We start from the raw sequence: 15,325 nt of genomic DNA on the forward strand, positions 1-15,325 counted from the left end.
TCATGAAACGCTCCGCTAAAATCAATGTTGCACTTGCCCTCTGTCTTTTTACTGTGCAAAGTCTTGTTGCACAATCCAGTGTTACCCTTTCTGGAAAGGGGCCGGCACGGCAGCAGGAACCCCCGGTAGACCGTAAAGGTGTGCCTTGGCTCGATGAAACCATCGTGGAAGAAAACCGCCTGCCCATGCACGCCAGCTATTTCGTTTATGAAAGCGAAGCCTTGGCCAATCAGGCGGACTGGAGAAAGTCGCGCAATTACCTGAGCTTGAATGGTGACTGGAAATTCAAGTGGGTGGAGGCACCCAAGGATCTGCCGGCAAATTTTGAAGCAGTGGCACATGATGATAGCCAGTGGCCTACATTTCCGGTACCCGCCAATTGGGAGCTGCATGGTTACGGTTTTCCGATGTATACCACATCGGGTTTTGAGTTTACTTATTTGATGGGCCGTGCTAACCCCCCGATTGTTCCGATGCGGTTCAACCCGACAGCGGTATACCGAAGGACGGTGGAGCTGGGCGACGCCTGGGATGGTAAGCAGGTTTATCTGCATATCGGTGCGGCCAAGTCCAATTTGTCGGTTTGGGTAAATGGTAAATATGTGGGCTATGGAGAAGATAGTAAGTTGCCCTCCGAATTTGACATCTCCTCTTTTTTGTCGAAAGGCAAAAATCTTATTGTGCTGAAGGTGATGCGCTGGGGCGTGGCCAATTATTTGGAAGACCAGGACATGTGGCGGCTGAGCGGCATCACGCGCGACTGCTACCTACTGGCGCGCGAGGCCACGCACCTCTACGATCTTGATTTCGCTGCACAGCTGGACAGCACATTCCGTCAAGGTAACCTGGTCAGCAAATTGCAACTTAATGCACCGGCCAAACAAGCTTTGCAAGCTGATATCGCTTTGCTCCAAAATGGAAGGCCTGTGGCACGGCAAACGCTTGACGTCGCAGTAGGCGCGCAACAGCTATCGACGGCAATACTCGTGGAAGACCCCCTGCTGTGGACTGCCGAGACGCCGAACCTGTATCAGGTGATTACCACGTTAAAAACGGCAGATGGAAAGGTATTGGAGGTTATTCCACAGCGCGTAGGCTTCCGAAAAGTAGAGATTAAAAATGGCCAATTCTTGGTGAATGGTCAGCCCATATTGATCAAAGGTGTCAATAGGCACGAAACGGATCCCAAAACCGGACATGTGATTTCGCGGGAAGCCATGGTGAAGGATATACAGTTGATGAAACAGTTCAATATCAACTCGGTCCGCAGTAGCCACTATCCCAATAGCGAAACATGGTTAGACCTGTGTGATGAGTATGGCTTGTATGTTATTGATGAGGCAAATATCGAATCGCACGGCATGGGCTACGATCTGTCTTACACGATGGCCAACCGCCCGACGTGGGAGCGCGCCCATGTGACACGCGTGGAACGCATGATGGACCGCGATAAAAACCATGCGTCGATCATCACCTGGAGTATGGGTAATGAAGCCGGCAATGGATACAACTTCTACCGAGCTTACCTGGCCATGAAGGCACGCGATACCAGCAGGCCGGTACAGTATGAGCGAGCGGTGGTGAACTATGGCGAAATGCGCTTTGATTGGAACACCGACATGATTGTTCCTATGTATGCGAGTCCGGCAGCTATGGAAAGCTATGCGAAACGCACGAAGCAGCCTGTACGCCCGTTTATTCAATGCGAGTATGCCCACGCCATGGGAAATTCCCTAGGAAATTTTAAAGATTACTGGGACATCATCCGGGCGCACAAAGATCATTTCCAAGGCGGTTATATTTGGGATTTCGTGGATCAATGTTTTCAGCGGGTCAATGCCAAAGGCGATACGGTATATACCTATGGAGGCGACTATGAACCCAAGGAAGCCATCACGGGCTGGAATTATGCTTCCAAAGGCATTTTCTATGCAAACAGAACACCTTATCCGCATGCTTGGGAAATGAAAAAGGTATACCAAGATATTCACAGCACCTTGATCGGAGGCGATTCCATCGCTATATATAACGAGAAGTTTTTTACCGATTTGCAGAATGTGGAATTGCTGTGGGAGCTCGTATTGGACGGCAAAACGATACAGTCGGGAAGGATAGACGACATTAGGGTCAAGCCACAGCAAACGCAGAACTTGGCGCTGGGCCTGAAAGAAAATCCTGGAAAAGGCGAACTGTTTCTTAACCTGATCTACCGGTTGAAGTCTGCAGAACCATTGATTCCCGCAAGGCATATCGTTGCCACCGAGCAATTGTCGCTAGGCGGTGCATACAACGCTTTAACAACAAATAGAATAGCAGGCGCCGCAGCCATTGACCTGGAGCAGGGTAGCGATATTGTTGCTATTAAAGGGAAGGATCTGTTGTTGGTCTTTGATAAGCAAGAGGGCTGGTTAAAGAAATACCGGTATCGGGGCGTTGATCTCTTGGAGGAAGGCGCACATTTCAAAGCGAACTTTTGGCGTGCGCCGAACGATAACGACTTTGGTGCAAACACACCGGAAAAACTGAAAGCTTGGAAGGTCGTGACCAACAAGAGCGAGGTGGTATCGTTTAAAGCTGATCTGGAAGGTGACGTTGCGCATGTCACGGTGCAGCACACGCTACCGGATGTATTCGCGACCTTGACCATGGACTACTGGGTGAACAGTCTGGGACAGATGACGGTCGAGCAAACATTGACGGCCGACACCAGCCAAAAAGTGGAGGTACTGCCACGCTTCGGTATGCAGTGGATTTTTCCGAAAGGGTTTGAAAACATCGACTACTATGGCCGCGGGCCACAGGAGAATTACCAAGACCGCAATTTCAGCGCGCACGTCGGACATTATAAGCAAACGGTGGATGAGCAGTATTTTCCCTACGTCATGCCGCAAGAAACCGGGAACAAAACGGATATCCGCTTCTGGACGCTCACGGACAAAAAGGGGCGTGGCCTGACCATTACGGCCGACTCCTTATTCAGCGCCAGCGCCCTACATTTCTTTGACGCAGATCTCGATGATGGCGACAAGCGGGCACAACGACATGCGGCGGATCTTGTTAAGCGACCACAGACACAACTGAATATTGACTGGAAGCAAATGGGCGTAGGAGGCATCAATAGCTGGGGCGCCTGGCCTATGCAATCTTACCTGCTTCCTTACCAGAACTACCGTTTCGCCTTTACCGTTCGGCCCACATTCTAGTTGCTGCCAACAAACGAATCGCGCCGGTAGGACAGCACACGAAGGAAGCAATAAAGCATGGGAGGGAAAGTTTTCCCTTCCGTTTCGGTAACGGTTGCACAGATCTTAAAATATGTTAATGATCCGCCTTATGTGCGGATCATTTTTTATATTTAGCTATTGCTTGCCCGATGTTCAAAACAGATCAACAGACACTGACCGATATCAACGCCCTAGACTGGAATTCCAGAAGTTTACTGCATTTTTTCGACCATACACTGACCTTGGGCGGCCGCGATGTGCTATACGGTTGCCTATTGCTGCCCCTTTGTGAGAAAGATGAGATCGTGAAGCGGCAGGAGACTATCGCCTATTTGGCGAAGCTGAAGATCGACCAGCTTTTTGATAAGTACATGATGGTCGATTTAGAAAGCTACCTGCAGATGCCCCAATCCTCTTATTCCCCAAGTTTGTTTATCCACTTCGCTGATAAATTATCGACAAACTTTCTATCGCTTGCATATCAAAAAGAAAGGTTGTTCATTCGCCAGTCTGTGCGGGAAATAGCCACGCTACTGATTGGGATACGGGACCTATTGGCCTCGTGTGTGCCATCCAGTCGACACACGGGAATACTGGCGACTTATGCAGAACAATTAGTTTTATTTTGGAAAGATCTTGATGAAAAAGAACTACATCGGCTAAGCAAGTCCAAGAGCCCATTGCGCTTGGTTTTAAAATACGACTATATTTTCCGAAGTGTAAAAAAGAACATCGTACAGGAGGTTTTTAAGATGTTGTATACGCTTGATGCGCTGTATGCCGTATCAAAGGTATGGAATAAAGGAGGACTTTGCTTTCCACGTATAAGGATGCACAGCGATCCCCACGAATTGTTGACCATAAAGGGGATGTACAACCTTGGACTGGATGAACCGATAAAAAATGACATACATATCCATGCCTCACAGAATATTTGGTTTTTGACCGGAGCCAATATGACCGGCAAGTCGACCTTATTGAGAAGTATTGCCAGCTGCATGCATTTGGCACATGCGGGCTTTCCAGTGCCAGCCCTGTCTATGGGTACCGTACTCTTTAAGGGCATGATGACGAGCATAAATTTGGCAGATAGTCTCGGTGCAGGCTATAGCCACTTTTTCGCCGAGGTGAACCGGCTGAAGACCATGGCCGACAATATGGCAACACATGGCCCCATGATCATTATGTTGGACGAGATCTTTAAGGGAACCAATTATCGAGACGCTTACGAAGCCACATCGCAGTTGATCGACCATATCAGTGGAATCGACCATAGCATATTTTTCATATCGACCCATATGACCGATTTGGGAACCGCATTGAAAGGCAATGCGCGTATAGCACCAAAATACCTGGCAACGAAAATAGACGCCAAGGAAGGCATATCCTTTACCTATACATTAACCGACGGCATAGCAACAGATAAGCTGGGTATGTGGTTTTTAAAGCGGGAAGGTGTTTTCCAACGCTTCCAAACATTGCAATCTAAATCTGATAAGGCGTAGTAACAGGGATTGCTCTGCCTCCAAATAACCGGCATACGTTAGGAGCTATCAGCACGCCGTACACGCTTATACATGGAAAGCCGGTAACTTTTCCAAAGCCCTTTTCAAATAATTCTTTGCAAAACTTCAGCTTCATCCTATGTTGTCTATCGTGTCGCTTAGCGTGACAATCGCTCAAATTCCCCACCATTTATGCGTTTAGATCCCCCCCGGGATAGACATCCAATAAAAATAATATTAATAAAATCTATAGAATTAGTAGTCTTTTTAATTGTTATGTATATATTTGCGCTGTCATGTGCTGATTATGATCGGTAACATGGTTTAGAAACACGATTAACAAGTTGTATTTATGAAAAGAAAAAACCTGTGCCTCGCAGTACATCTGCTTTTAGCTGTCCTGTTCAATTTCCTTCTTGTACCTGTGCATGCGCAGGTAGAAACCCGACCTATCATCAACGCATCTTTGGAAGGCACCGTAGTGGATGCAGATACCCGAGAACCTATCGAGGGAGTAACGGTACAGCTTGAGGCGGTTACGCACAGCGTGCGAACCAATCGGGACGGGAAATTCCAGTTCGTAACGGGGCAAAAGCTGCCGTTCACGGTCATTCTCTCGTATGTGGGATATGAAAAGAAAACGGTTGTCGTATCATCTTCGCCGACCGTCATTGAGTTGAAGCCTATCACCGAGAACCTAAGCGAAGTGATCGTGACATCTAGAAGGCGCCGGGAACAATTGCAGGACATTCCGATTCCTGTTTCGTTGATCCGGGGATCGGCTATAGAAGATGCCGGTGCATTTAATGTCAACCGCTTGAAGGAATTGGTGCCCACGGTGCAGTTATATACGTCGAATGCAAGAAATACCACATTGAATATTCGCGGTTTGGGATCTACATATGGTTTAACAAACGATGGTATCGATCCTGGTGTTGGATTTTATTTGGATGGGGTGTATATCGCGCGCCCGGCCGCTACTTGGCTAGACTTTATCGATATCGAGCAGATCGAAGTTTTGCGGGGTCCACAAGGGACGCTTTTTGGAAAGAATACCACGGCGGGTGCATTCAATATAACAACACGCCTGCCGCAATTTAGTCCCGAAGCCAACTTCGAGCTAAGCTACGGTAATTATGGCTTCATACAAGCCAAAACATCCCTTACCGGCCCAATATCTAAAAAATTGGCCGCTCGGGTTTCGTTTTCTGGAACGCAACGCAACGGTACGCTGTATAATGTGCATACCAACAGGGATATCAATAATATCAATAACCTTGGCTTCCGTGGACAGTTGCTTTACACCCCTACAGAAGATATTAAAATTGTCGTTGCAGGGGATGTTTCGAAACAGAAACCAGATGGTTATGGCTGGGGGATTGCGGGCGTGGTGCAAACGCAACGTGCGGATTATCGTCAGTTCGACAGGATCATTGCAGACCTGAATTATACCGTTCCCTACACGAGTGCCTTCGAGCGTAAGGTGGATTTGGATACCCAATCGAAAGCCGATAATGAATTGGGGGGGATATCGGTGAACGCCGATATCAAGATTGGTAACGGCACGTTAACATCCACCTCTGCTTGGCGCTATTGGGACTGGGTGCCGCTGAACGATCGGGACTACCTCGGCCTGCCAGTGTTTACCGTCTCTGCCGGAAACTCCGTTCACGACCAATGGTCGCAGGAATTTAGGTACTCGGGGAAAATCAGTGAGAAAGTGAGTGGGGTGGTGGGCTTATATGGTTTATGGCAGGATCTGCGGACGGATCCAGTACATACCGAGGAAGCAGGATCCGCATTATGGCGTTTTGCACAGAGCTCGACGAGCGATCTATGGCAAACACCCGGCCTCTTCGACAATTATGGTATCCGTACCACCTACGGCATCAAGTCTACCAGTTTAGCAGCCTATTCGCAAGTTGACTGGTCTGTTACCGATAAATTGCATATCCTTCCCGGATTGCGTTATAACTATGATAAGAAAGTCGCAAACTATGATCGCCAGCGCTATGGCGGTTTGGAAACCTCCGATCCGGCATTACTGGCCTTGAAAAATGGCGTCTATACCGATCAATCTTTCGATACCGATGCCTCGGCCGGCAACTGGTCTGGTCAGCTATCTGCGCAGTATAAATTTACCCCGCGCTTGAATACATTCGCTACGTATTCTGTGAGCTACAAGCCTATCGGTATTAACGTAGGTGGGCTTCCTACGGCCAATGGCGAGGTGCTATTGGATTTGGCGCGTGTAAAACCAGAAGCGGTGCACCATAAAGAGCTTGGCATTAAGACGATCCCTACACGCCATGCGATCTTAAATCTGACCATCTATCAAACCGATATCCGCGATTATCAAACCTTGGTACAAACGCCAGATCCGGGTGTCAACCGGGGCTACTTGGCGAATGCTGAAAGGGTTCGCGTCCGAGGATTGGAGTTAGATGGTAGCATCCGTTTGTTCAATACCTTGCTGTTGAACGGCGCATTAGCCTACACGGACGGAAAATACGTGCGCTTCACCAATGCGCCAGTACCTTTGGAGGAAGTGGGCGGACCGGAGGCTTTTAAAGATGTCTCTGGAGGCGAATTGCCCGGTATCTCCAAGTGGGCAGGCTCTTTCGGCGCGGAGGTTACGCGCAAAGGAAAATTCCTTGCTTTGACAGGTAGCTACTTTCTAGGAACTGATGTGTTCTACCGATCGACGTTCTCATCAAGCCCTTCACCATCGGCATACCTCAATATTGATGGATATAGCCTGTTGAATGCCCGGGTAGGATTTAGAGCATCCAATGGTCTCTCGGTACTCATCTGGGGCCGTAACATCGCGAACACCGATTATTACGAACAGCTGCTTGCGGCCCCAGGAAGCTACGGGCAGTATGCAGGTGTGGTCGGCGATCCAAGAACATATGGCGTAACATTACGGTATAACCTGAAATAAAGATTTTCTCTCTCTCTTTTAGGTCCGTTGGTACAGCATTTGTCCAACGGATTTTTTTATGGGAGCATATTGGATGCACATAGTTCGCCATATCTTTGATTTGATACCACAGCTTTTTTGACCAACAGGTGCTACTGTTTATAACGCTATTCCTTGCAGCTTGAACTTGGCATGCAGTAATAAACTAGTTGAATATGCCTAGGCCGACCGCTGCCTTCCAAAGAATTGTTAAAATAATCTTTCCCGCTGTAGCATTTTAGATCTTCACTCGTTTTAGAATTAAAAGCTATTAAATTATTAAATTATGAAATTTTTGAAGAACGCTTGGCTGTTTTTGCTAGCGGCACTCCTATTTTACGGTTGCGACAAAGTGACGACCGAGCGTACCTACGCGGTGCGCCTACCCACGTTTGTTTCCATGTCTACGCTGCGGCTGCAGGCGGAACAAATGGTTGTGCTACCTCAGCCCTTGGAATCTACCGGTAAGATATATGTCTATGGAGATTACCTATTTATCAACGAGCCCATGAAAGGGATACATATTTACAACAACGCTGACCCTAAAAGCCCTGTTCCGCTGACTTTTCTTAAGGTGCCGGGAAATGTGGATATGGCCATCAACGCCGGGATGCTATATGTAGACAGCTATGTGGATCTGTTGACCTTCGATCTAGCTGATCCCGCAAAACCGACGTTGGTACACAGAAATGAAGATGTTTTCGTATCCTTATATCAGCGCGATTATACCAATGCGGGTTCCGATAAGCTAATGGTTGTTTCCGGATACCGGGATACCGTTATAAGCGCCAGCGACGAGCGGATCTACAAACCCTATATCAAGGAAGTGGATTTGGTTTACGATAATGTCAACGCGGGAGGCAATTATGGGCAGGGGGGGTCTATGGCTCGTTTCACCCTTTCCATGGAACATCTATACGCGGTGGATCACTACAAGTTACATCTTTTTCAGGTAAGCGATAAGCGTAAGCCTGCCTATATTAAAGATATCGAGCTGGGCTGGGGTATCGAGACGATCTTTCCTTATAAAGACCATTTGTTTATCGGTTCGAATACGGGCATGTTTATTTACGATGTGACCACGCCGGGCGAGCCTGAACAGGTTTCCCGATACCAACACATGCGTGCATGCGATCCGGTCGTTGTAAACGATGATTACGCTTTTGTTACGCTGCGCACTGGCGTGGCCTGCGGAGGGGCACAAAATGTACTGGAAGTGGTGGATATCAAAGATCTAACAAATCCGCGGCTCGTGAAATCATATCCCATGAAAAATCCGCATGGTTTGGGCCTAGCGGATGATGTCTTGTATCTATGTGAGGGAGCATTTGGTTTCAAAAGTTTTAGGGTTTCCGATGTCCACAATGTCGCAAACAATGCGCTGGAAAGCTTCGAAAATTTGGTCAGCACCGACGTGATCGTCGCGCCCAAATCGCTGGTCGTCATTGGGGAAAACGGCGTGAGCCAATACGATTATACGGATAAGGCACAGCTCAAGTTGTTAAGCAAAATTCAGTTAGCCAAAAGCAAGTAGCGATGAAAAGAATCTTCCTAATCGTGCTAGTGATCATGGCCGTTCAGCAACTGCTCCATGCGCAGCACATTTCCTACCGCAATCAACAGGAGGTAGGCCTTGTTAGCTATGGCCCAATGCCATTAGAGATCGGTTTTGCGGCACGCAGCTTCCATGGTGTTGCGATCGGTGATGCGCACACGTTGGGCGTCAACGTTGGCGTAAACCGTTTTCCTATAGAAGGGAAAAGCACAATCTGGACCGTTCCCCTTACGATAAAGAACAGGTATGTGCTTAGCCCACGGCGTAAAGCTGCTTTTTTCACCGATCTTGATGTGGGATATGCGTTGGCCTCGCTTAATAAAGAAAGAAAAGCGGTCCCGGTTTGGTCTACCTACGATGGGGGAGTCGTGATGAACCCCCAGATCGGACTGAAGCTTGCAAGCCCCTCGCAAAATTTTTTTTGGACGATCACGGGCGGTTATTTATACCAACGGCTCGCCATAACGACGTACAGCAACTATGATCCGAATTTCAATTCAAGGGATCCATCAACAGTAGACTGGATAGGCGATTTTAATCGAGAAAGGAATCGCTATGCTGTACATCGCTTAACATTTATGCTAGGCTTCGGCTTTTAATGAAACCCTACAGTATCCCGCCAGAACAAGGAGTAGCTATGCCTTGAACTGGCGGGTAACTTTTCTGCTGCCAATTGCGTGCAATGCCGCGTCACATTAACTTTTTAGCCCTATAACTCTCTAACTTGCTAACCTTCTAACCCTTTAACCTTCTAACCCCTTAACCTTCTAACCTTATAACCTCTTAACCTTCCAACCCTTTAACCTTCTTCGATCTCCAGCATATTTCCCCACCCCAATTGCGAGCATTGTTTTTTTTTTATTAAAATATTTTGATTAGTCTTTTCATTATTTATATTTGGTCTAAATTAATACATAATGAATTTTTTCCAATCAAATGAAAACAAAAAATAAGGCGTTGCTGGTTCCATTGTTGGGGCTGGCGCTAAGCGGCTACGCGCAAACAGGAGTTATTCGCGGTGTCGTGCGCACCAATGACAACCAATTTGCCAGCGATTTGACGGTTGTTTTGAATGATAGTTTGCGCACCAAAGTGGACCATGCCGGAACCTATACTTTTCGCAACCTAAAACCTGGACGTTACATCATCTCGACCAATCACATCAGCCTACGTTCGCAACGGGATACGTTGGTACTGCAAGATGCGGAGACCCGACAATTTGACTTTACACTCCGTGTGGACAAGCATATTCTGCAAGAAGTGGTGGTGGATGGACATTTGCCCATCGCGGAAACCTTTGTATCTCCTACGCTTCGCGTGGAGACACCCTTGGTGGAGCTTCCGCAAAACGTGCAGATTGTCAATGCCGATCTGATGGCCAAGCAACAGATCTTTAATATGGCCGATGGACTGATGCGTAATGTCAGTGGTGTGAGCCGTTTGACGCATTGGAACGACATGTATGTGAACCTAAATATGCGCGGCTCACAGATTCAGGCATTTCGTAACGGGATGAATGTCGTCTCTTCGTTCTGGAGCCCCTTATCAGAGGATATGTCGGTGGTGGAACGCGTGGAAATTGTAAAGGGCCCAGCGGGTTTTATGATGTCCAGTGGTGATCCTGCGGGGATATACAATGTCGTGACGAAGAAGCCTACCGGTGTCGAAAAAGGAGAAGTTACCTTTTCTTTGGGCAGCTTTTCAAGCTACCGCTCCACCGTGGATTTGGATGGAAAGCTCTCCAAAGATAACAGGTTGTTGTACCGGCTGAATATCGCAGGGGATACCAAGGGATCTCTCCGGCCATTTGAAGAAAACAAACGCTTGGTCATTGCCCCGGTGTTGTCCTACCAGTTGGATAGCAAGACCAAAGCTACCTTTGAATATACCTATCAGCGGGCGCAGATGTCGGATGTAGGATCGGCTTACGTTTTCTCGCCGTTCGGATACAAGTCGCTTCCCCGTGAAACGACGTTTTCCTCGCCAGGGTTAGAACCGATGAAGGTCAACGACCAAAATGCATACCTTACCATCGACCATCAGTTGAGCAATAATTGGAAAGTTACGGCCCAGGGCGCTTACTTTGCCTACGAGCAGACCGGGGCAAGCAGCTGGCCAGCTGATGTACTTGCCGACGGACGCGTGGTGCGGAAGTCGGATATTTGGGATGCAACAAGCCGGATGACCTTGGGTCAGGTTTTTGTGAATGGCAACGTGCAGACTGGTGCCGTCAAACACCGTATCTTGGCAGGCTTGGACTTTGGCAAAAAGAATTATTATGCCGATTGGAACCAGTCCTTTGTGCTTGACTCCTTAAATGGTGGCGAATTTGATCCGGGCAATCCGGTGTACGGTTTCGACTTTCCATACCAACCTTTCGACCGCTCCATACCGCTTAAAATTCGTGCGACAACGGGTGGTGGTGTAATGGAATCCAACTATTCATCGGGATACATCCAGGATGAGCTTGCATTTTTCGATAACCAGCTGCGGCTTACCCTTGCCGCGCGGTACACGTCAATGTCGCAGGCTTCTTGGGGCGGCGAACCCGTCGTCAGCAAGAAGGTAACACCACGCGTGGCGCTTTCATACTCCATCGATCGCTATACGTCGGCCTATGCCCTGTACGACCAATCCTTCATTCCGCAAAACGGAACCTTGAACACCGGTGGTGCGGTGCAGCCTTTAACCGGCGATATTACCGAGCTAGGCTTGAAGAGGGAGTGGTTTGCCGGTCGGTTGAATACCTCGTTGAGCGCCTATCAAATTAAAAAAAACAACGAGGTAACGGCCTATGGTCCGCGACCGGGAGAAAGCATTGAAATTGGTCAAAAACGTGTGCGCGGTGTCGAGCTGGACATCATTGGCCGTCTGGCGCCAGGATTGAATGCGGTGGCGAATTATGCCTTTACCGATGCCGAGATCACTGAGGTGAATGCGGAAGTAGAAGGATTTTATGTAGGCCAGCGGTTGACCGGTGCGGATAGACATATTGCGAATCTGTGGTTGGATTACAACCTGCAGCGTGGCCTCCTGCAAGGGCTAAGTTTCCGAGCTGGGATGACAACCAATGTGGATCGTACAACAGCTTTCTACTCGGACGAACATCCCGAGTGGAACCTGCCGGACTATCTGCGTTTCGATGCGGGTTTAGGGTACCATAAGGACCACTTTACCGTGACGTTGAACGTGCAAAATCTAGCCGATAGCTATCTGCTCGCTGGTGGGTCGCATTACACAAACTACTTCCCGACCGAGGTCTATTCCTGGCAGGCCGAAATGCCGCGCAATTTCCGCTTGACATTTGGTTATAAATTCTAGGCTTTAGCTATTTTTTGCATAGCATACATGGTTTCCTAGGATCTTGAACGCGTAGGCACAAGATCCTAGGATTTTTTTTACAGGCTTTATCCCGCTACTTAACGACCGTTGCCTCCAATTCGACTTGCAAAGTTTCGAATAGTCCTTTTACTTCGATCAGGGAGGTGCTCTGTTGGATGCCATGCTTGTTGAGCCAGGCTTGTAGCACATCAAAGTTTTCCATCAACGCAGCCTCAGAAACGGTGTACACGTTTAGGCGTACAATGCCTGCGGAGGCAAAACCCGCGTGCTCGATTACTTTTTCTAGATTGGCGATCGCAATCACCAGTTGCTCCCGCATACCGGCTTTGCTGGAGATCCCGTCGGCGTCTACGGCGGCCTGTCCCGCGCAGTAGAGCGTGCTTTCCACCTGTTTCACTTCCACCGCCTGTACATAACTTCGGGCATCCTGCCAAGTCCAAGGACTGCTTGCTATTTTTTCCATTGTTTTATTGTATTTGTTTCCTGCCTACAAAGTTGAGGAAAAGAGGAGCTTTTGGCCTGTGACATACCGCACAAAATGGGGCTGCTGCAGCTACGTGCTGCTATATAGTCGGCTTAGCGTTTCACGCGTCACGCCGAGGTAGGCTGCCAGTTGCCCTTTGGGGAGCCGTTGTACCAGCTTTGGAAACTGCTTCACCAGCAGTTCATAGCGTTCCTTGGCTTGGTTGGTGAGCAGGGATAGTATGCGTTTCTGCGAAGCAATGTGGCCTGCAATGGATTTTTGGAAAAGAAAACGTTCGAATGTAGGTAGCTCCTTGCACAGCAGGAGATAGTTCTCTAGGGAGAGCTGAAAAAGCTGACAGTTTTCGAGGCAGTGTAGGGAAAGGGCAGTAGGCGTTTGCTCATAGAAGGCTTGGAAATCTGTTTCCCACCACTGTTCCATCGCGAAGGATAGGATATGCTCTTTAGCGACATCGTCATGATAAACAAGCTTGAGCAAACCCTTGGCAACGAAAAAAATATGTTTTACGCGTTCGCCTTCCCGAAAAAGGGCTTCGCCTTTGCAGCATTGTCGCTGTTGGAAATGGACGAGCACCTGCTCCAGTTCCTGACCGGATAGGTTTCCCGTTATTGCCAAATGTGCGCGAAGTATCGTATTAGCCGTTGCTTTCATTGTTTGGCTTTATTGGCCTTTGGCTGCGAGTAGTGCCAAAGCGGCCTGTATATGGGCTAAACCTGCTTCAGAATATGGCAACTGCAGGGCGAATTGATGACCATGAGCATCCATCTTTAAGAGCGACTTGCGCAGGATATCCACAATTTTATCTTCGTGTTTCGGAAAGAAGTCGGCATACTGAAATTGTAGAAAAACAAGACAAAGCGCGTTTTCCATAGTCTGTACATCGGCTTCTACTTTAATCTTCCTTTTAAGGATGATCTGCTGGGTGGCTAGCATAGTCGTTTCGTCGTAGCCCAGCTCCCGCAATATCTTGCCAGCTGTCGTAGCATGGTGCTGTGCCAGCTCTTTTCTCCACAACAAATAGCCGCTTCGGTCCATCGGATAGTTTTTTCTAGGGCTCTCCCAGCGTCCGATGTGCTGGCTACGTGAGGCTAGCAACAGCTGTTGGCTGGCCTGTGGATCCAATTTTCGCACCCATTCGTGTAGTTTTAAGGCCAAAAAATATTCTTGGGGATAATCCTGTCCTTTCCAAGTAAATCGATTTGGGTCGTTTTTATTGTAGGCATCAAATCGTTCGAATGCTTGTTGCAGTTTCTCGCTCATGTCTATTGTTTTCCCTAAATAAAGGTTTTTAAATGAAAAAGCCATGCATAATGTTACAGCATATAGCTTTACTATTTCGTTTGCAAGCAGACGAGTTGTCGACCCGAATGTTTACATTAGGGGTATGAAACATGTATTTTTTATCATGCTGATTTTAATAAGCCTTTTCGCGAAGGCACAAAAAACAGGTGAGCTTGTTGAAATTTCGAATCAATTTTCGTTTACGGAAGGGCCTACGCCAGATGCCGACGGAAATATTTATTTTACCGATCAGCCTAACAACAGCATTTGGCGGTACGGTGTGGACGGTAGATTGACTTTATTTATGCAGCCTGCCGGCCGTTCCAATGGTCTTTATTTTGACAGCAAGGGGCAGATCATAGCCTGTGCCGATGAGCAAAACAAGCTATGGCGAATTGATACGGAAACGAAGCATGTAGAAAATCTTGTGCACGGCTTTGAAGGCAAGCTGTTGAATGGCCCCAATGATATTTGGATATCGCCAGCAGGAGCGATGTATTTTACCGATCCGTTCTACGAACGCGATTATTGGAACCGTTCGGGCAGTGAACTGGCAGAAGCGCTTTATTGCTTGCGCAACGGCCAGCTTACTCAGGTGGATGCAGATTTCGTAAAACCAAATGGAATAGTCGGCAGTGCAGATGGCAAACTACTTTTTGTAGCAGACATCGGAGCGGATCGCACCTATGTATATGATATAGACGAGCAAGGAAATGTGGTCAACAAACGCGTATTCTGTGAAAAAGGATCTGACGGAATGACTTTGGATCGTGCTGGCAATTTGTATCTGACCGGTAAAGGTGTTTTCGTGTACAATGCGTATGGTGAATTTATCCGGCACATTCCAGTACCGGCGGGATGGACAGCAAACGTTTGTTTCGGAGGAGCAGCGCATGAATATCTTTTTATTACAGCCTCGGAAAAAATTTTCAAGATTTACCCTAATTGGTAGTCTCTGCATATGGCAATTGC

10 protein-coding genes are annotated in these 15,325 nt (G+C 48.0%); 7 read left to right on the forward strand and 3 right to left on the reverse strand.

What is annotated here, in order from left to right; genetic code table 11:
- Positions 1 to 2 precede the first annotated feature (2 nt).
- The 6 genes from IE165_RS05910 to IE165_RS05935 all read left to right on the forward strand — a co-directional run bounded on the left by IE165_RS05910 (position 3) and on the right by IE165_RS05935 (position 12,567).
- Positions 3 to 3,203 carry a glycoside hydrolase family 2 TIM barrel-domain containing protein gene (locus tag IE165_RS05910; RefSeq protein WP_189625687.1) on the forward strand — a complete coding sequence of 1,067 codons (3,201 nt, stop codon included), beginning with the start codon at positions 3 to 5 and terminating at the stop codon, positions 3,201 to 3,203.
- A 170-nt stretch (positions 3,204 to 3,373) separates the two neighbouring features.
- Positions 3,374 to 4,729 (forward strand): MutS-related protein, encoded by a 1,356-nt coding sequence (locus IE165_RS05915; RefSeq protein ID WP_189625688.1) that lies wholly within the window; start codon positions 3,374 to 3,376, stop codon positions 4,727 to 4,729.
- A 352-nt stretch (positions 4,730 to 5,081) separates the two neighbouring features.
- Complete coding sequence (locus tag IE165_RS05920; RefSeq protein ID WP_189625689.1) at positions 5,082 to 7,673, forward strand: TonB-dependent receptor; 2,592 nt, start codon at positions 5,082 to 5,084, stop codon at positions 7,671 to 7,673.
- A gap of 304 nt (positions 7,674 to 7,977) precedes the next feature.
- Positions 7,978 to 9,225 carry an LVIVD repeat-containing protein gene (locus IE165_RS05925; RefSeq protein WP_189625690.1) on the forward strand — a complete coding sequence of 416 codons (1,248 nt, stop codon included), beginning with the start codon at positions 7,978 to 7,980 and terminating at the stop codon, positions 9,223 to 9,225.
- Positions 9,226 to 9,227: 2 nt separating this feature from the next.
- Positions 9,228 to 9,845 (forward strand): hypothetical protein, encoded by a 618-nt coding sequence (locus tag IE165_RS05930; protein ID WP_189625691.1) that lies wholly within the window; start codon positions 9,228 to 9,230, stop codon positions 9,843 to 9,845.
- A 337-nt stretch (positions 9,846 to 10,182) separates the two neighbouring features.
- Positions 10,183 to 12,567: a TonB-dependent receptor gene (locus tag IE165_RS05935; protein ID WP_189625692.1), complete on the forward strand. Its 2,385-nt coding sequence runs from the start codon at positions 10,183 to 10,185 to the stop codon at positions 12,565 to 12,567.
- 94 nt (positions 12,568 to 12,661) lie between these two features.
- On the opposite strand, the gene IE165_RS05940 is transcribed toward IE165_RS05935, so the two are convergent.
- The 3 genes from IE165_RS05940 to IE165_RS05950 all read right to left on the reverse strand — a co-directional run bounded on the left by IE165_RS05940 (position 12,662) and on the right by IE165_RS05950 (position 14,332).
- Positions 12,662 to 13,051, reverse strand: a complete 390-nt coding sequence (locus IE165_RS05940) for a RidA family protein (RefSeq protein WP_189625693.1) — start codon at positions 13,049 to 13,051, stop codon at positions 12,662 to 12,664.
- Positions 13,052 to 13,141: 90 nt separating this feature from the next.
- Positions 13,142 to 13,723, reverse strand: a complete 582-nt coding sequence (locus IE165_RS05945) for a Crp/Fnr family transcriptional regulator (RefSeq protein ID WP_189625694.1) — start codon at positions 13,721 to 13,723, stop codon at positions 13,142 to 13,144.
- A 9-nt stretch (positions 13,724 to 13,732) separates the two neighbouring features.
- On the reverse strand, positions 13,733 to 14,332 hold the full coding sequence (locus tag IE165_RS05950) for a DUF4202 domain-containing protein (protein WP_189625695.1): 600 nt from the start codon (positions 14,330 to 14,332) through the stop codon (positions 13,733 to 13,735).
- Positions 14,333 to 14,456: 124 nt separating this feature from the next.
- On the opposite strand from IE165_RS05950, the gene IE165_RS05955 reads away from it, so the two are divergent.
- Complete coding sequence (locus IE165_RS05955; RefSeq protein WP_229826378.1) at positions 14,457 to 15,305, forward strand: SMP-30/gluconolactonase/LRE family protein; 849 nt, start codon at positions 14,457 to 14,459, stop codon at positions 15,303 to 15,305.
- Positions 15,306 to 15,325: the final 20 nt, after the last annotated feature.

Origin of the sequence: Sphingobacterium griseoflavum (assembly GCF_014653155.1) — a bacterium.
GTDB lineage: Bacteria > Bacteroidota > Bacteroidia > Sphingobacteriales > Sphingobacteriaceae > Sphingobacterium > Sphingobacterium griseoflavum.

Coding starts and splice junctions, on each gene's coding strand:
- IE165_RS05915 (WP_189625688.1), top strand. CDS start 3,374: ATGTTCAAAACAGATCAACAGACACTGACCGATATCAACGCCCTAGAC.
- IE165_RS05940 (WP_189625693.1), bottom strand. CDS start 13,051: ATGGAAAAAATAGCAAGCAGTCCTTGGACTTGGCAGGATGCCCGAAGT.
- IE165_RS05910 (WP_189625687.1), top strand. CDS start 3: ATGAAACGCTCCGCTAAAATCAATGTTGCACTTGCCCTCTGTCTTTTT.
- IE165_RS05955 (WP_229826378.1), top strand. CDS start 14,457: ATGAAACATGTATTTTTTATCATGCTGATTTTAATAAGCCTTTTCGCG.
- IE165_RS05935 (WP_189625692.1), top strand. CDS start 10,183: ATGAAAACAAAAAATAAGGCGTTGCTGGTTCCATTGTTGGGGCTGGCG.
- IE165_RS05925 (WP_189625690.1), top strand. CDS start 7,978: ATGAAATTTTTGAAGAACGCTTGGCTGTTTTTGCTAGCGGCACTCCTA.
- IE165_RS05920 (WP_189625689.1), top strand. CDS start 5,082: ATGAAAAGAAAAAACCTGTGCCTCGCAGTACATCTGCTTTTAGCTGTC.
- IE165_RS05945 (WP_189625694.1), bottom strand. CDS start 13,723: ATGAAAGCAACGGCTAATACGATACTTCGCGCACATTTGGCAATAACG.
- IE165_RS05930 (WP_189625691.1), top strand. CDS start 9,228: ATGAAAAGAATCTTCCTAATCGTGCTAGTGATCATGGCCGTTCAGCAA.
- IE165_RS05950 (WP_189625695.1), bottom strand. CDS start 14,332: ATGAGCGAGAAACTGCAACAAGCATTCGAACGATTTGATGCCTACAAT.